We start from the raw sequence: 23,385 nt of genomic DNA, 5'->3' as shown, positions 1-23,385 counted from the left end.
CGGCATCCCCACGTACGCTGTCCCGCGTGCCGTCCTCCCGCCCGCGTCGCGTCGCCGTCCTCGTGCTCGAGGGTGCCAAGCCGCTCGATGTCGGTATCCCGGCGCAGGTGTTCACGACGCGGGCGAGCATGCCGTACGAGGTGCGGGTGTGCGGCGCGGAGCCCGGCCTCGTGACCGGCGGTGACGGCCTGTCGTATCACGTCGCCCACGGCCTCGACGCGCTGGCCTGGGCCGACGTGATCTTCCTCCCCGGTTACCGGTCCCCCGACCTCGACGATCCGTCGCGGACCGTCGTCGAGACGCTGAGGGCGGCCCACGACCGGGGCGCGCGGCTCGCCGCCATCTCCACGGGCGCCTTCGCGCTCGCCGCCACCGGCCTGCTCGACGGCAGGCGGGCCACGACGCACTGGCACTACACGCGGGCGCTCGCGGCTAGGCATCCTCGCGTGCGGGTCGACGAGAACGTGCTCTTCGTGGACGAGGGCAGCGTGCTGACCTCCGCCGGCGCCGCCTCCGGCATCGACCTGTGCCTGCACATCCTGCGCGGCGACCTCGGGGTGGCCGCGTCGAACCACGCCGCCCGGCGCCTGGTCGCGGCCCCGTACCGCAGCGGCGGTCAGGCGCAGTACGTGCCCCGCAGCGTGCCGGATCCGCTGGGCGAGCGGTTCGCCGCCACCCGCGAGTGGGCGCTGCGCCGGCTCGGCGAGCCCCTCACCCTGGAGACCCTCGCCCGGCACGCGGCGGTCTCGGCGCGCACGTTCTCGCGGCGCTTCGCGGAGGACACGGGGTACACACCGATGCAGTGGGTCATGCGCGCCCGCGTGGACATGGCCCGTGAGCTGCTGGAACGCTCGGAACGGAGCGTCGAGCAGATCGCCGCCGACGTCGGTCTCGGCACCGGGGCGAACCTGCGGCTGCACTTCCACCGCATCCTGGGCACGACACCGAGCGAGTACCGGCGCACCTTCGCCCAGGGCGAGTAGTCCCACCGGCCCGGCCTTCCTCGCTTCCTCCGGCACTCGGCGCTTGGCGCGATCCTTGCGAACCGTGGCACTCACGCCGCTGCCACGCGCGGCCGGCACGCGCGAGCCTGGTGGCGAACGACCTGGTGACGAACGAAGGGACCCTCGCTCATGACGCGCATCGGCATCAACGGATTCGGCCGCATCGGACGCAACGTGCTGCGCGCGCTGCTCGAACGCGACAGCAAGCTCGAGATCGTCGCCGTGAACGACCTCACCGAGCCCGCCACCCTCGCCCGGCTGCTGGCCTACGACTCCACGGCCGGCCGGCTCGGCCGCCCGGTGACCGTCGACGGGGACACCCTCGTCGTCGACGGTCACCGCATCAAGGTCCTCGCCGAGCGCGAGCCGGCGCGGCTGCCGTGGGCCGAGCTCGGCGTCGAACTCGTGCTGGAGGCCACCGGCCGTTTCACCTCGGCCGACGCCGCCCGCGCCCACCTCACCGCGGGCGCGCGGAAGGTCCTGGTCAGCGCGCCCTCGAACGGTGCCGACGTCACCCTCGCGTACGGCGTCAACACCGACGCGTACGACCCGGCCGCGCACACGATCGTCTCGAACGCGTCCTGCACGACCAACGCGCTCGCGCCGCTGGCCGCGGTGCTCGACGAGCTCGCCGGCATCGAGCACGGTTTCATGACGACGGTGCACGCCTACACCCAGGAGCAGAACCTGCAGGACGGCCCGCACCGCGACCCCCGCCGGGCCCGCGCCGCCGGGATCAACATCGTGCCGACCACGACGGGCGCCGCGAAGGCGATCGGCCTGGTGCTGCCGAACCTCGACGGCAGGCTCTCGGGCGACTCGATCCGCGTGCCGGTACCGGTGGGTTCGATCGTCGAGCTCAACACGACCGTCGCCCGCGACGTGACGCGCGACGACGTGCTGGCGGCCTACCGCGCCGCCGCCGAGGGCCCCCTCGCCGGCGTGCTCGAATACTCGGACGACCCGCTGGTCTCCTCGGACATCACGGGCAACCCGGCCTCGTCGATCTTCGACTCGGCCCTGACCCGCGTCGACGGCCGCCACGTCAAGGTGGTCGCCTGGTACGACAACGAGTGGGGCTTCTCCAACCGGGTGATCGACACGCTCGGACTGCTCGCCACGCGCTGAAACGACGGCCGGTGCGACATCACGGGCGCTCACACGTCACAATGGTGCGATGAGCAATTCCAAGGTTTACTTCGACATCGACATCGACGGCCAGGATGCGGGCCGCATCGTCTTCGAGCTCTTCGAGGACGTCACGCCCAAGACCGCCAAGAACTTCCTCGAGCTGGCCACCGGCGAGCACGGCTTCGGCTACGCGGGCTCCTCGTTCCACCGTGTGATCCCGCAGTTCATGCTCCAGGGCGGTGACTTCACCCGGGGCGACGGCACCGGCGGCAAGAGCATCTACGGCGAGAAGTTCGCGGACGAGAACTTCCAGCTGAAGCACACCGAGCCCTACCTGCTGTCCATGGCGAACGCGGGCCCGAACACCAACGGCTCGCAGTTCTTCGTCACCACCGTCCGCACCCCCTGGCTGGACGGCAAGCACGTCGTCTTCGGCAAGGTCGTCGAGGGCACGGGCGTGGTCGACAAGATCGAGGGCTACGGTTCCCAGTCCGGCTCCACCTCCGCCAAGGTCACGGTGCGGGCCTCCGGCAAGCACGAGGGCTGATCGGCCGCACGAGGACCTGAACCCGACGGGGCCCATCGCACACGGTGCGGTGGGCCCCGTCCCGTCCCGTCTGGTGAGCGGCGCCAGGTGGTGCGACGCTGGGGTGGAGAGCGTCCGAGGAAGGCGACCACCCCGGGAGGACCGATGGGACGGGACGTCCCGGCGCTGGTCTTCACCCGTGAGGACCGCCGCCGGTACCGGATCAAGATGCAGGAGTGCCTAGAGGCCTTCGCGCAGATGCTGGGCGAGTCACGGTTCGAGACCGAGCGGCCCCAGGTGGGGCTGGAGATCGAGCTGAATCTGGTCGACGACGCGGCCGAGCCGGCGATGTGCAACAACGACGCGCTCGAAGCGATCGCGGACCCGGCCTGGGCCACCGAGCTGGGCCGGTTCAACCTGGAGATCAACATCCCGCCCCGCCGGCTGACGGCGGGCGGCCCCGACTCCTGGGAGGCCGAGATCCGCGCCGCCCTGAACCACGCGGAGGGCCGCGCCGAGTCGATCGGCGCGCACCTGATCATGGTCGGCACGCTGCCCACACTGCGCGAGGCGGACGTGGGCGAGGCCGCCCTGTCGGAGAACCCGCGCTACCGGCTGCTCAACGACCAGGTGTTCGCGGCCCGGGGCGAGGACCTGCACATCGAGGTGGACGGCGTCGACCGGCTGCGGACCTACGCGGACACGATCATGCCGGAGGCCGCCTGCACCAGCACGCAGTTCCACCTCCAGGTGTCCCCCGACGAGTTCGCCGACTACTGGAACGCGGCGCAGGCGATCGCCGGGGTCCAGGTGGCCCTCGCCGCCAACTCGCCCTTCCTGCTCGGCAAGGAACTGTGGCACGAGAGCCGTATCCCGCTGTTCGAGCAGGCTACCGACACCCGGCCGCAGGAGATCAAGGCGCAGGGCGTGCGGCCCCGGGTGTGGTTCGGGGAGCGGTGGATCAACAGTGTCTTCGACCTCTTCGAGGAGAACCTGCGCTACTTCCCGGCGCTGCTGCCCCTGTGCGACGAGCAGGACCCCGCCCAGACGCTGGACCGCGGCGACATCCCCGACCTGGGCGAGCTCACCCTCCACAACGGCACCATCTACCGCTGGAACCGGCCCGTCTACGCCGTAGCCCACGACAAACCGCACGTCCGGGTGGAGAACCGGGTGCTGCCCGCCGGTCCGACCGTCGCCGACACGCTCGCCAACGGCGCCTTCTACTACGGCCTCACCCGCGCCCTGGTGGAGGAGGAGCGGCCGGTGTGGTCGCGGATGTCCTTCTCGGTCGCCGAGGACAACCTGCACACCGCGGCCCGGCACGGTATCGAGGCACGGCTGTACTGGCCCGGCATGGGCGAGGTGACCGTGCCCGAGCTCGTACTGCGCCGGCTGCTGCCGCTGGCACACCGGGGGCTGGAGCTCTCCGGCATGGACGCGGCCTGGCGGGAGCCGCTGCTCGGCATCATCGAGCAGCGGTGCGTCACCGGGCGCAACGGCGCCGTCTGGCAGAAGGAGATGTTCCACCACATCGACGCCGGCGCCCACCCGGGCCGCCACGAGGCCCTGCGCCGGATGACACAGCAGTACATGGACTACATGCATCTCAACGCCCCGGTGCACACCTGGCCGGTCGACTGAACGTCCGGGGCGACCCGCGCGGCACGCGCCGAAGACCAGGGAGGCGGCAGACGATGTGCCGATGGCTTGCCTACTCGGGAACGCCCGTGCTGCTGGAGACCATCCTCTACAAGCCCGAGCACTCACTGATCGACCAGAGCCTGCACGCCCGGATGGGGGTCGAGACGACGAACGGGGACGGGTTCGGCGTCGGCTGGTTCGGCCCGGAGATGACGACCCCCGCGATCGTCCGGGAGATCGGACCGGCGTGGAGCAACCGCAATCTGCGGGAGATCGCGAGCCATGTCCGCTCCTCCCTGTTCTTCGCTCACATCCGGGCCTCCACGGGCAGTCCCGTGCAGCAGACCAACTGCCACCCGTTCCGCCACGGCCGCTGGATGTGGATGCACAACGGCGCCATCGCGGAGTTCCACCGGGTCCGGCGCGAACTCGCCCTGGCCGTCGACCCGCGGCTCTTCCTGGACATCGAGGGTTCGACGGACTCGGAGATGATGTTCTTCCTGGCACTCACCTTCGGCCTGGAGGACGACCCACCGGCGGCCGTGGCACGGATGGCGGGGCTGGTGGAGGAGGTCGGTCATGAGCACGGCGTCCAGTACCCGCTGCAGATGACGGTCGCCGTGACCGACGGACGTCGGCTGTGGGCCTTCCGCTACTCCAGCCAGGGCGCCTCACGGTCCCTCTACTACAGCTCGCGGGTGGAGAGCCTGCGCGCGCTCCACCCGGACCTGCCCTTTCTCCGGGAGGCGTCCGACGACACCCGCCTCATCGTCTCCGAGCCCCTGGGCGATCTGCCGGGCGTGTGGAACAAGGTGCCCGAGAGCAGCTACGGCGTCGTCCAGCCCGAGGGGGACGTCATGCTCCCCTTCACACCGCGGCCGGTCCGGACCGGTTGACAGGGACCCTGGTAGATCACACAATCGGTGCCATGACCACATACCGGTTCGGCACCACGGCGGAGTGTCCCCGCGTGCCCGAACGAACCGGGTGTGAGCGCTCCGGCCGATAACGGCCGTCCGCGAGCCGGGGTCTCGACGCGCGCGCCGCGTCCCGAGCCGACCGGCCTTCCCTCCGGCGAACAGCCCGGAGCATCTTCGTTTCCCGTTTCTTTTTCCCGGCCGGTCGGCGATGACGCGTACCGCCATGGCCCGGCCGACCCGGCCCACCGCAAGGGGAGGACTCCCATGACCGTCACGACCGCCGGCCCGACCGTCGATCTGCGCGAAGCTCGCATTCCGGGGGACGGTATGTACGAGGGCCGGCGCACACTGCGCCGGCTGCCCGAGGGGTGGGAGGAGCGGCCCTACGAACACTTCGAGGTCGTTCCGCAGGCCCGCACGATCGGTGCCGAGATCCGGGGCGCCGACCTCTCGCGCCCGCTCGGTGCCGCCCTGCGCGAGGAGCTGAACCGCGCCCTGCTGGAGTGGAAGGTGCTCTTCTTCCGCGCCCAGCACCTCACCTCCGACCAGCAGCGCGACTTCGCGGGCAACTGGGGCGAGCTGGAGACCAACCCACTGCTCGCCGCCGGTTCCAGCGACGACGTCGTCCGCTTCGACAAGAGCGCCGGGGCCGCCCCGACGTACGAGAACGTCTGGCACACCGACGTCACCTTCCGCGAACGGCCCGCGCTCGGCGCCGTTCTCCAGCTGCGCGAGGTGCCGCCGTTCGGCGGGGACACCATGTGGGCGGACATGGCCGCCGCCTACGACAACCTCCCCCAGGAGGTGAAGGACCGCATCGACGGCGCCCGGGCCGTGCACGACTTCATCCCCGGTTTCGCCCGGTTCTACGGCCCCGAGCGGCTGATCCCGCACCAGGACCTGTTCCCGCCCGTGGAGCACCCCGTCGTGCGCGTCCACCCCGAGACCGGGCGGCGCATGCTGTTCGTCAACGCCTCCTTCACCACCCGCGTCACCGGCATGGACCGTGACGAGAGCGACCGGCTGCTGCGCTTCCTGTTCCAGCAGGCACACGTCCCCGAGTACCAGGTGCGCTTCCGCTGGCAGCCCGGCGACATCGCCTTCTGGGACAACCGCGCCACGCAGCACTACGCCGTGGGCGACTACGGCTCCGACCGGCGCGTCGCCGAACGCGTCGCCATCGAGGGCGACCGTCCCTTCTGACACCGCGCGACCGGGGGGCCGGAGGCGATCGCCGCCTTCGGCCCTCCGGGGGCTCGCTAGGCCGGGTCCTGTTCCTCGATCGCGGCCGGGCGGAGCTGTGCGGCACGGATGCGGTCGATGTCGAGTTTCACGCCGCGGTCGAACCGGTAGATGCCGTTCTGCTCCTGGAAGACGTCGGTCAGCTGGGTGTAGCAGTAGCCGAACATGTCACGGTCCCCCAGCAGTACTTCGGTGAGACCGCTGAACCGCTCGTGGAACTCGTCCTCGTTGCGGACCCGTTCCCCGTAGCCCCAGGAGACGGTGCGCTCCTCGCCCGACCGGTCCGCGGCCGCCTCGGGGTCCCACCAGATGCCGCCGAACTCGCTGACGAAGTACGGCTGGCCGCGGTAGGGCTGGGAGTAGGGCGCTCCGTTGTCGTGGGCGTTGACGAAGGGGGCGTCCTTGGCGAGGCCGGACATCAACTGCCGGAAGGCGGCCGGGTCCTGCTCGTAGTTGTGGGAGTCGTAGATGTCGGTCTCGGCGACCCGGTGGGCGTAGCCGGAGGCGTCGATGACCGGCCGGGTGGTGTCCATGGCCTTGGTGGCCAGGAACATCGCCCGGGTCACGGCGTCGAGCCGGGTGATGCGGTCGTGCAGTTTCTGGTACGTCTCGTTCAGCGGGCACCAGCCGATGATCGAGGGGTGTGAGTAGTCGCGTTCGAGGGCTTCGAGCCACTGGCCGACGTAGGAGGCGTCGGGCTGCTGGTTGTCGCCCGAGGAGCCGCCGGTCTCGCAGCCCCAGTCGCCGAACTCGCCCCAGACCAGGTAGCCGAGACGGTCGGCGTGGTACAGGAAACGCTCCTCGAAGACCTTCTGGTGCAGCCGGGCTCCGTTGAAGCCGGCTTCCATGGCCAGCTCGATGTCCCTCACCAGTGCCTCGTCGGTCGGGGCGGTCATCAGCCCGTCCGGGTACCAGCCCTGGTCGAGGACGAGACGCTGGAAGAGCGGGCGCCCGTTGAGGGTGACGGCCTTGCCGCGCAGTCCCACCGCGCGCAGACCGGCGTAGCTCTCGGCGCTGTCCACGACCTGCCCGGCGGCGTCGAGGAGTTCGAGGCGCAGGTCGTACAGGTGGGGGTCGCCGGGGCTCCACTCGCGTCGCCGGTCGTCCGGCACCGGCAGGTGCAGGCGAGGGGCGAGGTCCAGGTCGGCGCGTGCCTCGGCGCGGGCCACCTCGCCGTGGGCGTCGCCGAGGACGGCGCGTACCCGGTGGCCGGGCCGGTTGCCGGACAGGGGCAGTTCGAGGTGGAAGGCGGAGCCGGCCAGGTCCGGGGTGATGCGGGGGCGGCGCAGGTGGAGGTCGGGTACGGGCTCCAGCCAGACGGTCTGCCAGATGCCGGTGACCCGGGTGTAGTTGCAGTCGTGGTTGGCGTACCGCACGGCCTGCTTGCCGCGCGCCTGCGGGCCGGACCTGGGGTCTCGGGCGCGGACGGTGACGACGACCTCGTCCCCCGCTCGGGCGATGTCGCCGAGGTCGGCGGTGAAGGGGGTGAAGCCGCCGCGGTGCCGGGCGACTTCCTTGCCGTCGGCCCATACGGTGGTGTCGTAGTCGACGGCGCCGAAGTGCAGCAGCACGCGGCGCCCGGCCCACGCCGCCGGCAGGGCGATGGCGCGCCGGTACCAGACGGCCTCCAGGAAGTCGGTGTCGCCGATGCCGGACAGCTCGGACTCGGGCGGGAAGGGGACGACGATCTCGCCGCGCAGTTCCCGGTCGAGCAGACCGCGCTCGAGTCCGCTGTCCCCCCGGTCCGTCTCGAACTGCCAGGCGCCGTTCAGGTTGAGCCAGTCGCGGCGCACGAACTGCGGTCGCGGGTACTCCGGGCGCGGTGCGGAGTGAGTGGGCACACATGCTCCAGTCGATCGGTGGGCCGGCGCGGGCGCCGGACCCGTGTGTACGGCTGTGGGGGTGTGGTTCAGGAGCCGCCGAGGCCGGTGGTGGCGACGGAGTTGACGATGCGGCGCTGGAAGAGGAGGAAGACCACGATCAGCGGCAGCGCCGCCAGCAGCGCGGAGGCCATGGACTGCGCGTACTGGATGCCGTAGGCGTCCTTCACGGTGGCCAGGCCCACCGGGAGGGTCATCAGGTCCGGGTCGTTGGTGACGATGAACGGCCACATGAAGTTGTTCCACGCCCCGATGAAGACGAAGATCGCCACGGCGGCCACGATCGGCCGCGAGAGCGGCAGCACGATCGACCGGAAGACCCGGAACTCGGAGGCGCCGTCGATCCTGGCCGCCTCCTCCAGTTCCTTGGGGATCCCGTCGAAGAACCTCTTGAGGATGAACACCATCATCGGCGCGACGACCTGGGGCAGGATGACCGCCGCGTAGGTGTCCACCAGGTCGAACAGGAGCATCTGCTCGAACAGCGGCACGACGAGCAGCTGCGGCGGGATCATGATGGCGGCGACGGTGACGGCGAGCAGTGCCCGGCGACCTCGGAACGTGCCGCGTGAGAAGCCGTACGCCGCGAGGGTGGAGACCACGACCGTGATCAGGGTGACCAGGCCGGCGATGAGGAGGCTGTTGAAGGCCCAGACGGCGACGTTCCCGCGTTCCAGGATCTGCTGGTACGCGTCCAGGGTGAAGGCGCCCTTGAACGGGGACAGGCCGGCGGTGGCGATGTCCTTCTCGCTCTGCAGCGAGGTGATGATCGCCCACAGGAAGGGCACCAGCCAGACGACTGCCAGGACGGTCAGCGCCGTGCCGGCCAGGACGCGGGGCAGCCGGCCGTGGCCGAGGAGCAAGGGGGCGCCGGTCTCCGCACGGGGTGGACGGCGCCGCGGGCGGACGGTCGTTGCGGTTGCGGTTGCGGACACGGTCAGTCCTCCTGGCGGAAGAGGCGGAGCTGCACGAGCGAGACGACGACGATGAGCGCGAAGAAGAGGTAGGAGATGGCGGAGGCGTAGCCGAGCCGGTAGCCGGTGAAGCCGACGTCGTAGACGTACTCCAGGACGGGGCGGGTGGAGCCGCCCGGGCCGCCCTTGGTGAGGATGTAGATCTGGTCGAACACCTTGAGCGACGCGAGGATCTGGAGCATGGCCACCAGCGCGGTCGTCCTGCGCAGTTGCGGCAGGGTGATGGACCACAGGCGCCGCCAGGCGCCGGCCCCGTCGAGCGCCGCCGCCTCGTCGAAGGTCGAGGGCAGGGACTGGAGCGCCGCCAGGTAGAGCAGGAAGTTGAAGCCGACCGTCCACCAGACGGTGAGGGCGGTGACGGACCACATGGCGACGGACTCGTCGGCCAGCCAGCCGACGGGCTCCATGCCGAGCGCGCCGAGGAGCTGGTTGCCCATGCCGAGGTCCGGCTGGTAGAGCCAGGTCCAGATGATGGTCACCACGGTGACGGGCAGCAGATAGGGGGCGAAGAACGCCAGTCGCCACGCCCACTGCCCGGCGAGCCCGCTGTGCACCAGCAGTGCCATCGCCAGCGCGACCAGCACCAGCGGCACGCTGGAGATGACGGTGAAGAAGAGCGTGTTGCCGAGGCTGCTCCAGACGTCCGGATCGCCGAGGGCCTCGGTGTAGTTGTCGAAGCCGACGAAGCTCGTGTCGCGCAGGGCGAGTGAGCTGTCGGTGAAGCTCATCCAGAGCCCCTGCACGATCGGCCACACCATGAAGAGGCCGAAGACGATCAGGAACGGCAGGACGAAGACGAACCCGGATCCCGGGGTGATGCGCAGGCGGCGCAGGACGGCGCGGCGCCGGCCGCCCGCGCGGGCCTGGGCCGGATCGGCCTTCACCTCGGCGCCGAGGGGTGCGGTGGTGGTCACGTCGGTCACTCCTTCAGCTGGTCAGGCCACCGGGTTGGGCTGCCGCAGCAGCGCGTCCGCCTCGCGGACCATCTGACGTACCGCCTTCTCGGCGGACGTGTTGCCCAGCAGCGCCGACTGGAGCGGCTGACACATCCGGTTCTGGAAGTTCGAACCGGCGCCGACGAACCAGTTGGGCGGGTCGAGCACCGCCACCTTCGCCGCGTCCGCGTAGGAGGACTGCGGCTTCAGGCCGGCGTACCCCGGTTCCGCGAGCACGGGCTGATAGGCGGGTATGTGGCCGGCGCTCGCCCAGGTGAGGCTCTGCCTGAGTATCTCGGCGACGTACCGGTGGGCCTCGCGGCGCCGTGCGGGGTCGGGGTTCTCCTGGTGCGGGAGGACGAAGCTGTGGCTGTCGGTGTAGACGGCCGGCCTGTCGAAGACCTGCGGGAAGGGGGCGGCGCCCAGGGGGAAGCCGGCCTTCTTCAGCGTCGGCAGTTCCCACTCCCCGAGCATGGCCATGCCGCCGCGGCGGCTCGTGAAGGCGGCCAACGCGCTGTTGTAGTCCAGGTTGTTGGGGTTGGTCCGGCCGTCGAAGAGCTGCTTCATCAACGTGACGACGCGTACGGCGGCGTCGGTGTCGATCTCGGGCGCACCCCCGTCCGGCAGGGTGAACGCGGCACCGGTCTGCGCGTAGAGGCCGGCGAACAGGCGCCAGTTCTGGGCCGTGTCGGTGACGTGGCCGAACAGGATGCCCGCCTGGCCGGTCGCGTCGGCGAGGGCCTTGCCCGCGTCCAGGAGGGCCTCGGGCGAGCCCAGGGGCAGCAGCTCGCCCGAGGAGTCCAGGAGCCCGGCGGTCTCGGCGGCCTCCTTGTCGTAGAAGACGATGAACGGGTGGACGTCCAGCGGGATCGCGTAGACGGTCCCCTCGTGCTGCGTCCGCTCCCAGACCGCCGGTGTGAAGTCCTTCCGCGTGACGCCGAACTCGGCGAGGAGGTCCAGGTCAAAGGGGTCCACCAGACCGCCGGGCGCGTAGCCCGCCAGCCGGGACAGATGCATGGCGGCCACGTCGGAGGCCCGGCCGCCGGCGGCGGACATGGCGAGCTTGGTGTAGTAGGACGGGCCCCAGTCCAGGATCGTGCGGTCGACCTCGAAGCCCTCGGCTCCCCCGGCCCCCTTGGACACCGCCTCGATCATCTCGTCCATCAGCATGCCGTCGCCGCCCTGGAACAGGTCCCAGACGCTCAGCGCCGATGCGCCGGAGGCGGAGGCCGGTGAGGCGCAGCCGGACAGCGGGGCCGCGGCGAGCAGGGCTCCCGCTCCGGCCATGGTGTGACGCAGAAGCCGACGGCGGCTGAGGCGGCGTACCGGATCGGACACGGCCGACACCTCCTGGGCAGGCAAACGGGAACTCATCGCGGACCTTTCGACGGCCGGACGCTCATGCGGTGGCTTGTTTTTACATCGATGTACATTGGCTGTAAAGAGCTGGGGCGATGCGTGCGGCCCGGGGACATAGACTCGGCAGTCGCGTGAGAGGCAGGGAGGTCTCGGTGGCACGGCCCAGGATCAAGGACGTCGCACGTCATGCGGGCGTTTCGGAGAAGACGGTGTCCAATGTCATCAACGACTACGCCCATGTCTCCGACCGGACCAGGCAGGTGGTGCGCGAGGCCATCGAACATCTCGGGTACCGGGTGAATCTGGCCGGGCGTCATCTACGCAAGGGCCGTACCGGCATCATCGCCCTCGTCGTTCCCGAACTGGACATCCCGTACTTCGCCGAGCTGGCCCGGCATGTCATCCGCGAGGCCGAGCAGTGCTCCCTGACCGTCCTGATCCATCAGTCCGGGGCGGACCGCGCCCATGAGCTGGCGGCGCTGGCCGGTTTCGGTTCCGCCTTCGTGGACGGGATCATCCTGAGTCCGCTCGCCCTGACCGCCGACGACCTGCGCGACCGTGTGGGTGCCCCGCCCACCGTGCTCCTCGGGGAACTGCTGGAGGAGGGCGCTGACCATGTGGCCATCGACAACGAGCGGGCCGCACGCGAGGCGACCCACCATCTGATCCATCTGGGGCGCCGCGCCATCCTCGCCGTCGGCGGGCGCGACGACTCGGGCCTGGGGACCGCCGAGGCCCGTACCCGGGGCTACCGTGCGGCACTGTCGGAAGCGGGCATCGCCTACGATCCGGCCGCCCTGCTGCCGGTCGACTCCTTCCGGATGCCGGACGGCGCCCGGGCCGTGGCGCGGGCGCTGCGCGACGGCGCCCGGCCCGACGCCCTGCTCTGCCTCAACGACCAGCTGGCGCTGGGCGCGTTGCGCGCCCTGCACGAGCACGGGGCCAAGGTGCCCGAGGACGTCGCCGTCATCGGCTTCGACGACGTGGAGGGCGGGCGGTTCTCCGTACCGACGCTGAGCACGGTGGCTCCCGACAAGGCGGCGGTGGCCAGGGTCGCCGTACAACTGCTGCGGCGCCGCATCGAGGAGGCGACGGGGCCGGACGGCGCGAGTGCGGCCGCCGAGTCCGCGGTGCTGTCGCCGCAGGACCGCATCGTGGCCCACCGGCTCGTACTGAGGGAGAGCACGGGGGGCCACGAGCGGCTCTGACGCGGTGGCCGGCCGGGTGCGTCAGTCCACGTGGACCTCGGCGCGGTCGACGCTCACGAAGGACGCCCCCGACCGGGAGTTGTGCTCGCCCGTCACCCGGATCCGCAGGGTGTGGTCGCCGTACGCGAGCCGGGGGCTGACGTACTGCACCGCCTCGCCGACGCGGATCGGGCCGTGGAGGTCCAGTCGTCGCTCGGGGCCGCCGTCGACACTGACGGCCGCGTAGCCGTTGCCTGTGTCCTTGACGGAGAGCAGCGGCCGTCGTCGTTGATCCAGTGATTCCTGTTCCAGGGGTCGCCGGAGGGCAGGTTCCGGGTGGCGCCCGTCGCGAGCGGCCGGCCAAGTCGGGGCTGCCGTCGACTCGCCAGGTGAACTTCCGGGCCCGCGCGGTGCGGTCGGTGCAGGCGTGGGCGGACGTGCTCCTGACGTGGTGGATGATGACGGGGCATCAGGTCAGGGACGCCTCACCCTCCTGCCGGCAGAGCGCAAAACGGCATTCCATTTGCCGCGGACCGTTTCGTCGGTGCCAGGTCGTACGTGTAGAGGCCGGAGCTGGTGGCGGGGCGGGCGGCGCAGGGGCCGGGTGAGTCCTGACCTCGGCCTTCGGTGGCTCGCCGACGGGGCTGCCGCCCGTCCGCGGACGAGAGACGCCGGGTGACTGCCCGTTGGCTCGTGGCCGCCCGCGTGGACCGGGCGGCGGTGGTGACATCACGACTCGCCGGACGGGTCCCGGCCGTCCCGCGCCCACGGCCGCAGCTTCTCCGGATTGCGGACCACCCAGATCCGGGTGACGCGGCCGTCGGCGACTTCGAACGAGGCCACGGTCAGGACGGCGCCGGCACGCCGGGCCACCAGGCCCGGCACACCGTTGACCGACCGCTGCAGGAGTTCGAGCCCCGGAGCCTTGTCGGCGATGGCGACCATGTACTGGGCGATGCGCGTGCCGCCCTCGATCGGACGTAGGGCGGCACCAGCCATGCCGCCCCCGTCGGCGGTCATCACAGCGGCCGGGTCGAGGAGGTCGACGAGGGCCGCGATGTCCTTGGTCTCCCATGCCGCTTTGACATGCCGTACCGCGTCGGCCTGCCCGGCCGTCGTCGCCGGCGCGGGAGCGGCGCGCGCCCGCCGCCGGGCGGAGGCCGCGAGCTGCTTGCAGGCCGCGGGGGTCCGGCCGAGGACGTCGGCGATCTCGGCGAAGGGATAGCGAAAGACGTCGTGCAGGACGAAGGCCACCCGCTCGGCGGGGGTCATCGACTCCAGAACGACGAGGAAGGCCATGGTCACCGATTCGTCCAGCACCATCAGATCGGCGAGGTCGGTGCCATGGCCGTGGTCCCACCCGGTGTGGTCGGGCAGCGGATCGGGCAACCACGCGCCGACATAGCGTTCCCGCCGGGACCGCGCCGAGCCGAGCATGTCCAGGCAGACGCGGCCGGTCACCGTCGTCAGCCAGGCGCCGGGGGACACGATCTCGTCCCGCCGGCCTTGTGGAAGCGCGTACCAGCGCGCGCAGGCCTCCTGCACGGCGTCCTCGGCCTCGGCCAGTGACCCGAGCAACCGGTAGGCGACATTGATCAGTTGGCGTCGCTCACCGGCTGTCTCATCGGTGCGCGTCCCCGCCGTTCCCATACTCCCGACCGCCTTCTCGCCTTACCTTTCGCGGGCCCGTGTCGTCGGGCTGGTGTGACCTTACCGATCTACCGCCCGTGGGCGGAAAGAGGAGACCTTGGCATGGCAGCCTCGGCGACGACACGGCGCCGCTTCCCGTTCCTGCGGACAGCGATCGCCGTGCAGACCCTGACCATCTTCCTCCAGGCGGTATCCGCCGGACTGCTGATGTCCTCGTCCTACGGGGAGGCGCTGCACAGTGCCGGAGCCCGCGTGATGTACGGGGCGTCGATGCTGTACGTGCTCGCGGCGGTGCTGGCGTGGAAGCCGGGCGGCGGCTCGCCCCGGCCCGTCTGGCACGCGTCCGGCTTCCTCGCCCTGGCCTCGGTCCAGGTGGTGGTCGGCATCGCCCACATGCCGTCGGTCCATCTCCCCCTGGGTGTCCTGATGTTCGGTCTGAGCGTGCTGGCGCTGGCGCGGCGCTGAGGTCCGGCACCGGGGCCGTCAGACGATCACGGCCTCCCAGGTGTCGACGGCGTAATGAACCGTCATGCCGTTGCGGCCGTAGAGGCGGGGGGCGCCCGTCGCGTTCTCGGTGTCGACGCCGAGGCCCACCGTGTCCCGGCCCCGGGCGGCGAAGCGGGCGAAGGCGTGGTGCAGGAGGAGCGCGCCCAGGCCGCGGCCGCGGGCCTCGCGCAGGACACCGATGCTCCGGATCCAGCCCATGGCCTCGCGGTCGTCCCGAGCCAGCAGGAAACCGGCGTCCCCCATGTCGTCGGTGCCGGCGATCCACACCAGGGACCAGTCCAGCGCTTCGGCGTGGATGTCGTCCAGCCAGAGCCGGTAGTCGCGCGGCTGGAAGTCGAAGTGGTCCGCGAACGCCTTCTGGTACAGCTCGTACACCCGGACCCGGTCCGCCTCCGTGGCACAGGCCCGCACCCGTACTCCCGCCGGGACGTCGGGCGGGAGGTCCCGCGCCGGGTCCACCGCTCGGCGCAGCACGTGGTGACGCCGGACGATGCTCCAGCCTCGGGCCGTCAGGAGTTCGGTGTCGGTCGTGGGCCGGGCGGCGAGGTGCAGGTGGACGACGGCCCGCGCGGCTCCGTTGGCCCGTGCCCGCTCCAGGGCGCGGGTCTCCATGGCCGCCAGCACGCGCAGCCCGGTCCGCTGGTGGTCGGGGAGCACGTAGTGGTCGATGTCGACGCGCTCCCCGCCGGACTCGTCCCACAGCAGCCCGTACGCCACCAGCCGGCCGCCGTCGAAGGCCAGCCACGAGTCCCGCTCCAGGTCCGTCCGCGGATGCTTCAGGTCGGCCTCGACGGTGTGCTGGTCGGTCTCGGGCCGACCGATCTCGATCCGGTCGATCTCGTTGAGGAGTTCGGTGATGGCGGGGGCGTCGGCAAGGGTGGCCGAACGCGGCTCAGCAGGGGACATGGGTGCAGGGTCGTGGGTGCCGGTGGGGCGCCGCAACGGGTTTTCCGCCGGCCCTCGGCACCCGTGGGCCGCACTCTTCGTGATGCCGTCGTCGATCCGGGCACGTAGGACGGCGAACCGCGGGCATACGGATGTCCCGAGGCCCTCTCCGTCGCCGACCAACGGGAGTTTTCCGTGACGCCGAGCCTGCGCACCGCCCGCGCGTGCCGTGCCGCCGCCGCACTGCTCCTCGCCGCCGCCGGGTACGCGGCCACCCATCACCCCTGGCTCGCCCTGCCCGGCCTGTACGCCGCCGCGGTGTTCGCCTGGTGTGCCGCCCGTGCCCGGACGGAGCACCGGCTGCGTCTCGCACGGGCCCAGCGCGCCGAGCGGCTGGCCCGCCCCCGCCGACAGCGGCCGCTCGTCGCCCTCGCACCGTGCTGCGTGTTCTGGCAGCAGTCCGACGGCGCCCTGCACGGCCCGGGGTGCACCCGCCCCGCCGCCGCGCGCGTCCCGCTGCCGGGCGACTGCTGCGAGCGGTGGTGGACCTCGCTGGGCGCACGGCACGACACGGGGTGCCGCCGGTACGTCGGTGCTTCGCGGGAGGACCGGGCCGGCACGACTCCGCAGTAGGACCGGCGGCCGCGGGAGAGGTGGGCGGACCCGGGAGCAGCGGACGTGGCCCGCTGCCGGGTCGTCCCTCCTTCGGCTACGCCGAGGACGGCGTCCCACGGGCGGCCCCGTCCGGCCGTTCCCCTTCCAGCGCCGTCCGCAGGGCCGACGGAGTGGCTGCCGCCCAGGCCTGGGGTGAACAGGAGTGGGGGTAGGGGACCGGTCCGGCGGTCGCCGAGCGGTCGTAGCCGGCGAGGACCTCGGGCAGCCGGTGGCCGTGGTGGGACGCCGCCGCGAGGAGGCCCTCGGTGACGGTGCGCACCTCGGCCGTGAGTCCCTGGCGGGCCAGGCCCAGGGCGATGACCGCGTTGTCGTGCGGCCAGGCGCTGCCCCGGTGGTACGACAGGGGGTGGTACGGCCGCTGGCCGGCGGCGAGGGTGCGGATCGCCCAGCCGGAGAAGAAGTCCGGCTCGAGCAGCCGCCGGCCCACCCGGCGGGACCTGTCCGCGTCGAGGATGCCCGACCACAGCAGGTGCCCGGCGTCCGAGGCCAGTGCGTCGGCCTGGCGGCCGTCGCCGTCCAGGGCGAGGGCGGGGAAGTCCGCTTCCGGCATCCAGAAGTCCGCCGTGAAGCGGTCCCGCAGCCGGGCGGCCTTCTCGCGGAGCCGGCGCGCGTAGGGCTCGTCCCGCCAGACCTCGTCGGCGAGCCGGGCCGTGCGCAGGAGTGCGTCGTAGGCGTAGCCCTGCGCCTCGCAGACCGCGATGGGGCCGCGTGCCTGGGTTCCGTCTCGAAAGCAGATGGCGCCCGCGGAGTCCTTCCAGTTCTGGTTGACCAGTCCGCCCGGATCGGGCGTGTACACGAGGTAGCCGTGCCGCTCCAGCCCGCCGTCGGTGAGCATCCAGTCGACGGCCCTGCGGGCGTGCGGCTCCAGGCGTGCGGCCAGGGAGCGGTCGCCGGTCGCCTCGTGGTGGGCGTGGAGCAGGACGAGGAAGAGCGGGGTGGAGTCGACGGCGCCGTAGTAGCGGCCGTACGGGATCTGCCGGAAGTGGGCGAGTTCGCCGTGCCGGGTCTCGTGGACGATGCGTCCGGGCTGCTCGCCACTGAAGACGTCGTGGCGCCGTCCCTGGGTGGCGGCGAGCGCGCTGAGTACGGCGGCGGCCGTCGCGGGCCGGTACGGCAGCAGAAAGTACGACGTCAGCAGTGAGTCGCGGCCGAACAGGGTGAGGAACCACGGGATACCGGCGGCGGGTACGCGCACGTCCTCGCCGTCGACGCCGGTGACCGGGATGGTCAGCAGGTCGAGGTCTGCGAGGCCGCGCTCGCAGGCGCGGGTCAGGTCGTCCGTACCCGCCGCTGTCGCGGGTTCGGGCCGGCGGGACTGTCGTGCGGCGGCGGGGGAAGCGGGCAGGGGCCGTCCGTGCGGGCGTGCGTGGACGGTCAGGTACAGGTCGGCCCGGCCGTGCGCGTCCAGTGGCAGGTGCCAGGTCAGCGTCCGGGCGGTGGAGGGCGGCTCCGTCCGCTCGGGGACCACCTCGTCCGGGGCGGGACGGCAGGTGAGTTCGGTCCGGGCGTGCCAGTCGGCTCGCCGGTAGGTGAAGAGCAGTCCCTCGGAGGTGCTCCGGGTCTCGTGCCGCGCACCGGGCTTGGCGTAGTGGCGGTCGTCGGCCCGGAGCTCGAAGAGGTCGGCGAAGTCGGCGTCGACGGTGAGGTCGAGGCGGGCGGTCACGGGGTCGGGGCGGTTGCCGACCAGAGTCAGGTGTTCGGTGAGCGTGCCCGCCGTGACGCTCTGCCGCCGGAAGACGGTGTAGGCGGGCGGTTCGTCCCGGGTGCCCTCGGGGGTCAGCACACAGGTGGCCATGGAGTCCGTGTCCGCCGTGGCGGGGACCAGGGCCGCGGGCGCGTCGCCGTCGACGGTGAGGCGCCAGCGGCTGAGGTGCCGGGCGTCCTGGCAGAACAGTCCGTCGGGCGTCGACCCGCGGATGCCGCTGATCTCCCCGTCGGCGCCGAGCCGGACGAACGTGGCGTCGCGCACCAGTTGGACGCGGTGGTCTGCCGCGGTCATGGCATGGCCTCCTTCGTGCCGGACCCCTTCGGACCGGATTCCTTCAGGCCGGATTCCTTCAGGCCGGACGCTCGCGGGGCGGACGCCTCGGCGTCGGCGCTCAGCAGGTCGAGCGCGAGGGCGGCGGTCCAGGAGAAGTGCCGGGTGCCGCGGGCCGCACCGGTGGAGGGGTCGACGTACTCGGCGAACCCGGAGCGTCCCGCCTCGGTGAGGAAGCCGGTGCGCAGGCGGTCGGCGTCCTGCTCAAGGCCGTGGGTGCGCAGCCCGCGCTCGATGAGCCAGGCGGTGTTGAACCAGGCCGGTCCGCGCCAGTACCTGGTGGGGTCGAAGGCGTGGCCGGTCAGGTCGTAGCTCGGGACCAGACGCGTGGCCGGGGCGCCGAAGCCCGGGCCGGTGAGGGTGGCGTGCAGGCGCCGGACGACTTCCTGCGGCAGGTTCGGGACGAGGAGCGGGATCAGGCCGCTCACGCTCCGCTCGTCGACCGGGGTGCCGGTGTGCAGGTCGCGCACGCGGAACAGGCCGGCCTCCTCGTCCCAGAGCCTGTCCACCAGTGCCCGGGTCAGCTCGGCGGCTCCCGCGGTGTGCCGCTCCCCCGGCAGGCCGAGTTCGCGCGCCATGGCGGCCAGGGCGAGTTCGCTCACGATCAGCAGCGCGTTGAAGGCCGGGTCCTCCACGGCGAACCGGTGCCGCACGACGCGGTCGTCGTAGCCGGCCTCCCGGTACTCGGTGGCCAGCCGCACGTACCGGCCGTAGTCGAGGTCGGTGGGCCGGTCGGCGGGATGACCGTGGTCGAGGTCGGCGCGCCGGAAGGTGCCGGGCGGGCTGGGTTCGACCCGCCGCAGAGCCCGGTCCCAGCAAGGGCTGTTGTCCATGCCTGCTTCCCAGGGATGGACGACGGCCGCCAGGCCGCCTGCGTCGAGATCGCGGCGGGTGCGGAGGTAGTCGTGCCAGGCGGCGAGCCGGGGGTGGACGCGGGCGAGGAAGCCGCGGCGCCGTGACTCCGCCGGGTCGGCCCGGTGCACCAGCCAGGCGGCCAGGGCGTGCACGGGCGGCTGGACGATGCCGGAGGTCTCGGCGGACGACGGCGCGCCCGCGGCCCGGCCGGCCCCGGTCGACTGCCAGAAGTCGGGGCTCGGGAAGTAGGCGTCGTGGGGCAGGGCGGGGTTGAAGACGATGTGGGGCACACGGCCGTCGGCCCACTGCGCGGCCAGCAGGGTCTCCAGTTCCCGCTGGGCGCGGCGCGCCGAGAGATGGCGCAGCCCGATGGCGACGAAGGCGGAGTCCCAGCTCCACTGGTGGGGGTAGAGGGTGCGGGAGGGGACGGTGGAGGCGCCGGTCCAGTTGTCGATGAGGACCCGCGCCGCACCGCGCCGCAGGGTCAGGTCCGCGGGCGCGGCGGGCGCGGGCCGGTCCAGGAGCTCCAGGTGCGGATTCACGCGCCCGACCTCTTGAGGAAGGCGGGGACGGAGCGCACGGCCTCGGCGGGGTCGCCGGTCAGCCGGCATTCGAGGGCGAGGTGGCCGTCGTAGCCGATGGTGTGCAGGGCGCCGAGCCAGGCGGGCCAGTCGAGGTGTCCGGCGCCGGGCTGGAAGCGGTTGGAGTCGGAGACCTGGGCGTGGCCGATGACGTCGGCGTGGGCGACGATCGCGGCGGCCGGGTCGGTCTCCTCGATGTTCATGTGGTAGCTGTCGATGCCGATCCGGACCGAGTCCAGGCCGACGGCGCGGATCAGGCCGGCGGCCTGCTCGAGCCGGTTGACCATGTGGTCCTCGTAGCGGTTGAGCGGCTCGAGGAAGAGGGTGACGCCCTCCCTGCGGGCGTGCTCGCCGAGTTCGGTCAGGCCGGCGAGGAGCACCTCGCGGTCCTCCTCCTCGGTGCGCGGCGGCTCGAAGGGCGGCAGGCGGCGGGAGAACATGCCGTACGAGGCGGGGCTCTGGGCGCCCACTCCGCCGATCTCGGCGATGACGGTGAGCTGGGACTTCATCTGGGCGACGGCGTCACGGCGCAGGTCCTCGTCGAAGGCGCCGAGGAAGTGGAGCATGTCGACGCAGACGGTCGGCATGACGACGCCGTCCTCGCGGGCCTGCTTCAGTTCGGCGCGGCGGGAGGCGAAGTGGAGGTCGCCCTTGCCGCGCAGTTCGATCGCGTCGTAGCCGGCCTGCTGGGCGAAGTCCCACTTGGCCTGGAGGGTGTCCCCGGGCAGCAGTTGTTCCTGAACGGCGGTCTTGAGCATGAGGGGGCCTTTCGGGACTCTCAGAATTCGAGGACGACCTGCAGCGCCTCAGCGGGCCGCTCGTCCAGCAGTACGTAGGCGTCGGCGGCATCGGCGACGGGGACCACGTGGCTCACCAGGGCGTCGACGTCCACCTGTCCCTCGGCGACCAGGCGCAGGAAGGTCTGCTGGAGGCGTTCGACCGTCCAGCGGTTCGACAACTGCGGGGGGACGCCGCCGATCTGGGAGCAGATCAGCTGGACCCGGTTGTGGTGGAACTCGTCGCCGAGGCGCAGGCCGATGCCGTCACCCTGGTAGAAGCCGGAGGCCACCACCCGGCCGCCCGCGGCGACGGACCGCAGCGCCTCGTGCAGGGCGGGATAGGCGCCGCTGATCTCGATGGCGAGGTCGGCGCCGAGGCCGCCGGTGGCCTCGCGGACACGTTCGGCGACGGCGTCGGTGCGTGCGTTGAGGGCGTACTGGGCGCCGTACCGCTTCGCGGTCTCCAGGCGGCCGTCGAGGGCGTCGACGGCGGTGACGCGGGCGCCGCTGAGCCGGGCGAGCCGGGTGGTGAGCAGGCCGATGACGCCCTGGCCGAAGACCGCGACGTCCTCGCCGAGGTGGATGTCACCGGCCAGGACTGCGTTGTACGCGATGGCGCCGACCCGGGCGAAGGCGCCGGCGAGCGGCTCCAGCCCGGTCGGCAGGGTGTGGCCGATCATGCGCTCGGCGGGGACGATGCCCTCGCTGCGGTGGCCCCAGATGCCCCAGACCAGGTCGCCGGGGACCGGCAGGCCCGGGGTGCCGGCGAGTTCCGGGGAGACCTCGGTGACCTCTCCGACCTCCGAGTAGCCCCAGCCGGCCACCGGGTACTCGATGCCGGGGGTGCCGTCGCGGAAGAGGCGTGCCTCGGGATCCCAGGTCCGGGTCAGGTACGGGTTGGTGCCGCGGTAGGCGGTGAGTTCGGTGCCGGCCGAGATGCCCGAGTAGCGGGTGCGGACGCGCACATGGCCGGGCGGCAGTCGGGCGCTTGCGTGCTCGGCGACCTCGACCCGGCGGGGGCCGGTGAACTGGACGACGCGCTCCACGGATGAGACGGGCGACACGGATGACACGGATGGCTCCGGAAGGGTTGCTGATGCGGTTGCGTCGACAATATCCGCAAGTTATGTCTTGTCAACAAGCAAAAGTGATGCTGTGATGCGTGGCGAGCAGACATAAGTCGGAACGAGGACACTCAATGCGCATCAGGACCATGCGGTCGAGGACGGCCGCGGTCGGCGTCACGGCAGCCCTGGGAATCGGGATGCTCTCGGGCTGCGCGGGCAGCACCGGACCCGGCAGGCCAGACCGTGAGATCACGGTCTGGTCCCAGGAGAACCTCCCCGACCGCGTCGCCGCGACGCGGAAGGTCATCGACGGGTTCGAGAAGAGGAGCGGGGTCAAGGTGAAACTCGTCGGCGTCGACGAGAAGCAGATGCCGCAGCTCATCATGTCGGCGGCGGCCTCGGGCACGCTGCCCGACGTCATCGGGGCGGCGCCCATGGGCCAGGTCTGGCAGATGTACACCAACGGCCTGCTGAACACCGACATCCCCGAGGAGATCGTCGGCGAACTCGGCCGCGACACCTTCAATCCGAACGCTCTGAAGCTGACCTCCGACGGCGGCACCAGCCTCGGCGTCCCCTCCGACGCCTGGCTCCAGCTGCTGGTCTACCGCAAGGACCAGTTCGAGCAGAAGGGCCTGGCCGCTCCCGACACGTACACGAAGGCGCTGGCCGCCGCCGAGGCTCTGACCACCAAGGGCCACGACGGCGTCTCCGCGGCCACCGATCCCAGCGACGCCTTCACGTCCCAGAGCTTCGAGAGCGTAGCCCTGGCCAACGACTGCCAACTGGTCGACGACCGGCACGAGGCGGCCCTGGACTCCCCTCAGTGCGAGGCGGCCTTCCGCACCTACGACCGGCTGGCCCGCGCCTACGGCGCCCCCGGCACCCAGACGGTGGACTCCACCCGCGCCACCTACTTCGCCGGCCGGTCGTCCATGGTCATCTGGTCCTCGTTCCTGCTCGACGAACTCGCCGGCCTGCGCAAGGACGCCCTGCCCAGCTGCCCCGCGTGCGGGAAGGACCCGCGGTACCTGTCGGACAACAGCGGCATCGTGACCGCGATGAAGGGCCCCGACGCCGAGGAGCCGGCCCAGTTCGGCGAGATCACGTCCTGGGTGACCACCAGGACGGCCGAGAGCGCGGCGTCCCGCGAGTTCATCGAGTACATGATGGGCACGGGCTACGAGTCCTGGTTCGGCATGGCGCCCGAGGGCAAGATTCCCGTCCGCGAGGGGACGGCCGCCGAACCCGAGCGCTACCTCGACGCCTGGCGCCACAGCGACATCGGCGTCGACACCCGCAAGCCGCTCGACGAGGTCTTCCCCGAGAGCCTGCTCGACCAACTCGCCGACGGCGTCGGCGACTTGCGCCGCTGGGGCATCACCCAGGGCGAGGGCGCCCTGGTCGGCGCGACCAACGGCGAACTGCCCGTCCCGAAGGCCATCGGCGCCATGACCAGCGGCCAGAGCTCACCCGCCGAGGCGGCACGCGAGGCCGACGAAGAGGTCGCCGCCCTGAAGAAGTCCCTGCAGTAGCCGCCCGCCTG

Annotated in this window: 20 protein-coding genes and 1 pseudogene; 10 read left to right on the top strand and 11 right to left on the bottom strand. The window is 71.8% G+C overall.

The window, feature by feature from the left end:
- Window positions 1-26 precede the first annotated feature (26 nt).
- From ACH4NX_RS05785 to ACH4NX_RS05760, 6 genes are all read left to right on the top strand, one after another.
- Window positions 27-983 (top strand): GlxA family transcriptional regulator, encoded by a 957-nt coding sequence (locus ACH4NX_RS05785; protein WP_398126892.1) that lies wholly within the window; start codon window positions 27-29, stop codon window positions 981-983.
- Window positions 984-1,133: 150 nt separating this feature from the next.
- Window positions 1,134-2,132, top strand: coding sequence for a type I glyceraldehyde-3-phosphate dehydrogenase (gene gap, locus ACH4NX_RS05780; RefSeq protein ID WP_351391138.1), 999 nt, complete (start codon window positions 1,134-1,136; stop codon window positions 2,130-2,132).
- 49 nt (window positions 2,133-2,181) lie between these two features.
- Window positions 2,182-2,682, top strand: a complete 501-nt coding sequence (locus tag ACH4NX_RS05775) for a peptidylprolyl isomerase (RefSeq protein ID WP_398126893.1) — start codon at window positions 2,182-2,184, stop codon at window positions 2,680-2,682.
- A gap of 144 nt (window positions 2,683-2,826) precedes the next feature.
- Window positions 2,827-4,305 carry a glutamate-cysteine ligase family protein gene (locus ACH4NX_RS05770; protein ID WP_398126894.1) on the top strand — a complete coding sequence of 493 codons (1,479 nt, stop codon included), beginning with the start codon at window positions 2,827-2,829 and terminating at the stop codon, window positions 4,303-4,305.
- 53 nt (window positions 4,306-4,358) lie between these two features.
- Window positions 4,359-5,201 (top strand): class II glutamine amidotransferase, encoded by an 843-nt coding sequence (locus ACH4NX_RS05765; RefSeq protein WP_398126895.1) that lies wholly within the window; start codon window positions 4,359-4,361, stop codon window positions 5,199-5,201.
- Window positions 5,202-5,489: 288 nt separating this feature from the next.
- Window positions 5,490-6,428 (top strand): TauD/TfdA family dioxygenase, encoded by a 939-nt coding sequence (locus ACH4NX_RS05760; RefSeq protein ID WP_351391148.1) that lies wholly within the window; start codon window positions 5,490-5,492, stop codon window positions 6,426-6,428.
- 56 nt (window positions 6,429-6,484) lie between these two features.
- On the opposite strand, the gene ACH4NX_RS05755 is transcribed toward ACH4NX_RS05760, so the two are convergent.
- The 4 genes from ACH4NX_RS05755 to ACH4NX_RS05740 form a co-directional block, all read right to left on the bottom strand.
- Complete coding sequence (locus tag ACH4NX_RS05755; protein ID WP_398126896.1) at window positions 6,485-8,308, bottom strand: glycoside hydrolase family 2 protein; 1,824 nt, start codon at window positions 8,306-8,308, stop codon at window positions 6,485-6,487.
- Window positions 8,309-8,376: 68 nt separating this feature from the next.
- The gene (locus tag ACH4NX_RS05750) at window positions 8,377-9,282 is read right to left on the bottom strand and encodes a carbohydrate ABC transporter permease (protein WP_398126897.1); all 906 of its coding nucleotides are present in this window, start codon (window positions 9,280-9,282) and stop codon (window positions 8,377-8,379) included.
- 2 nt (window positions 9,283-9,284) lie between these two features.
- A complete protein-coding gene (locus tag ACH4NX_RS05745; RefSeq protein ID WP_398126898.1) occupies window positions 9,285-10,235 on the bottom strand; it encodes a carbohydrate ABC transporter permease in 951 nt (316 codons plus the stop codon).
- Window positions 10,236-10,256: 21 nt separating this feature from the next.
- Entirely contained in the window at window positions 10,257-11,630 is a 1,374-nt protein-coding gene (locus tag ACH4NX_RS05740; RefSeq protein WP_351391160.1) for an extracellular solute-binding protein, read from the bottom strand.
- 137 nt (window positions 11,631-11,767) lie between these two features.
- Here ACH4NX_RS05740 and ACH4NX_RS05735 point away from each other — a divergent pair, with 137 nt between their 5' ends.
- The gene (locus ACH4NX_RS05735; protein WP_351391163.1) at window positions 11,768-12,823 is read left to right on the top strand and encodes a LacI family DNA-binding transcriptional regulator; all 1,056 of its coding nucleotides are present in this window, start codon (window positions 11,768-11,770) and stop codon (window positions 12,821-12,823) included.
- A 21-nt stretch (window positions 12,824-12,844) separates the two neighbouring features.
- On the opposite strand, the pseudogene ACH4NX_RS05730 reads toward ACH4NX_RS05735, so the two are convergent.
- Window positions 12,845-13,262 (bottom strand): annotated as a pseudogene (locus tag ACH4NX_RS05730) (hydrolase); the annotation flags it as partial.
- A gap of 269 nt (window positions 13,263-13,531) precedes the next feature.
- Complete coding sequence (sigJ, locus tag ACH4NX_RS05725) at window positions 13,532-14,452, bottom strand: RNA polymerase sigma factor SigJ (RefSeq protein WP_351391165.1); 921 nt, start codon at window positions 14,450-14,452, stop codon at window positions 13,532-13,534.
- Between the two features lie 102 nt (window positions 14,453-14,554).
- Here sigJ and ACH4NX_RS05720 point away from each other — a divergent pair, with 102 nt between their 5' ends.
- Window positions 14,555-14,917: a hypothetical protein gene (locus ACH4NX_RS05720; protein WP_351391167.1), complete on the top strand. Its 363-nt coding sequence runs from the start codon at window positions 14,555-14,557 to the stop codon at window positions 14,915-14,917.
- A gap of 18 nt (window positions 14,918-14,935) precedes the next feature.
- On the opposite strand, the gene ACH4NX_RS05715 is transcribed toward ACH4NX_RS05720, so the two are convergent.
- Window positions 14,936-15,865, bottom strand: coding sequence for a GNAT family N-acetyltransferase (locus ACH4NX_RS05715; RefSeq protein ID WP_351391170.1), 930 nt, complete (start codon window positions 15,863-15,865; stop codon window positions 14,936-14,938).
- A gap of 174 nt (window positions 15,866-16,039) precedes the next feature.
- Here ACH4NX_RS05715 and ACH4NX_RS05710 point away from each other — a divergent pair, with 174 nt between their 5' ends.
- Window positions 16,040-16,477: a hypothetical protein gene (locus ACH4NX_RS05710; RefSeq protein ID WP_398126899.1), complete on the top strand. Its 438-nt coding sequence runs from the start codon at window positions 16,040-16,042 to the stop codon at window positions 16,475-16,477.
- Window positions 16,478-16,553: 76 nt separating this feature from the next.
- On the opposite strand, the gene ACH4NX_RS05705 is transcribed toward ACH4NX_RS05710, so the two are convergent.
- From ACH4NX_RS05705 to ACH4NX_RS05690, 4 genes are read right to left on the bottom strand one after another with little or no spacing between them, the layout of a single operon-like run.
- Window positions 16,554-18,518, bottom strand: coding sequence for a glycogen debranching N-terminal domain-containing protein (locus tag ACH4NX_RS05705; protein ID WP_398126900.1), 1,965 nt, complete (start codon window positions 18,516-18,518; stop codon window positions 16,554-16,556).
- Complete coding sequence (locus ACH4NX_RS05700) at window positions 18,515-19,954, bottom strand: MGH1-like glycoside hydrolase domain-containing protein (RefSeq protein ID WP_398126901.1); 1,440 nt, start codon at window positions 19,952-19,954, stop codon at window positions 18,515-18,517. The genes ACH4NX_RS05705 and ACH4NX_RS05700 overlap by 4 nt, the downstream gene beginning before the upstream one ends.
- Window positions 19,951-20,751, bottom strand: a complete 801-nt coding sequence (locus ACH4NX_RS05695; protein ID WP_351391181.1) for a sugar phosphate isomerase/epimerase family protein — start codon at window positions 20,749-20,751, stop codon at window positions 19,951-19,953. Before ACH4NX_RS05695 ends, ACH4NX_RS05700 begins: the two co-directional genes overlap by 4 nt.
- A gap of 20 nt (window positions 20,752-20,771) precedes the next feature.
- Entirely contained in the window at window positions 20,772-21,818 is a 1,047-nt protein-coding gene (locus ACH4NX_RS05690; RefSeq protein ID WP_398127165.1) for a zinc-binding alcohol dehydrogenase, read from the bottom strand.
- A 152-nt stretch (window positions 21,819-21,970) separates the two neighbouring features.
- On the opposite strand from ACH4NX_RS05690, the gene ACH4NX_RS05685 reads away from it, so the two are divergent.
- On the top strand, window positions 21,971-23,374 hold the full coding sequence (locus ACH4NX_RS05685) for an extracellular solute-binding protein (protein ID WP_351391184.1): 1,404 nt from the start codon (window positions 21,971-21,973) through the stop codon (window positions 23,372-23,374).
- Window positions 23,375-23,385: the final 11 nt, after the last annotated feature.

Source organism: Streptomyces sp. NPDC017225 (assembly GCF_044331465.1).
Taxonomy (GTDB): Bacteria; Actinomycetota; Actinomycetes; order Streptomycetales; family Streptomycetaceae; genus Streptomyces.
The sequence above is the reverse complement of the archived record's forward strand: the minus strand, read 5'-3'. Positions and strand labels throughout refer to the sequence as shown.

Bases quoted from the DNA above. Each gene is read 5' to 3' on its own strand.
- gap (WP_351391138.1), top strand. From the start codon at position 1,134: ATGACGCGCATCGGCATCAACGGATTCGGCCGCATCGGACGCAACGTG.
- ACH4NX_RS05775 (WP_398126893.1), top strand. From the start codon at position 2,182: ATGAGCAATTCCAAGGTTTACTTCGACATCGACATCGACGGCCAGGAT.
- ACH4NX_RS05770 (WP_398126894.1), top strand. From the start codon at position 2,827: ATGGGACGGGACGTCCCGGCGCTGGTCTTCACCCGTGAGGACCGCCGC.
- ACH4NX_RS05765 (WP_398126895.1), top strand. From the start codon at position 4,359: ATGTGCCGATGGCTTGCCTACTCGGGAACGCCCGTGCTGCTGGAGACC.
- ACH4NX_RS05760 (WP_351391148.1), top strand. From the start codon at position 5,490: ATGACCGTCACGACCGCCGGCCCGACCGTCGATCTGCGCGAAGCTCGC.
- ACH4NX_RS05740 (WP_351391160.1), bottom strand. From the start codon at position 11,630: ATGAGTTCCCGTTTGCCTGCCCAGGAGGTGTCGGCCGTGTCCGATCCG.
- sigJ (WP_351391165.1), bottom strand. From the start codon at position 14,452: ATGGGAACGGCGGGGACGCGCACCGATGAGACAGCCGGTGAGCGACGC.
- ACH4NX_RS05720 (WP_351391167.1), top strand. From the start codon at position 14,555: ATGGCAGCCTCGGCGACGACACGGCGCCGCTTCCCGTTCCTGCGGACA.
- ACH4NX_RS05715 (WP_351391170.1), bottom strand. From the start codon at position 15,865: ATGTCCCCTGCTGAGCCGCGTTCGGCCACCCTTGCCGACGCCCCCGCC.
- ACH4NX_RS05705 (WP_398126900.1), bottom strand. From the start codon at position 18,518: ATGACCGCGGCAGACCACCGCGTCCAACTGGTGCGCGACGCCACGTTC.
- ACH4NX_RS05695 (WP_351391181.1), bottom strand. From the start codon at position 20,751: ATGCTCAAGACCGCCGTTCAGGAACAACTGCTGCCCGGGGACACCCTC.
- ACH4NX_RS05685 (WP_351391184.1), top strand. From the start codon at position 21,971: ATGCGCATCAGGACCATGCGGTCGAGGACGGCCGCGGTCGGCGTCACG.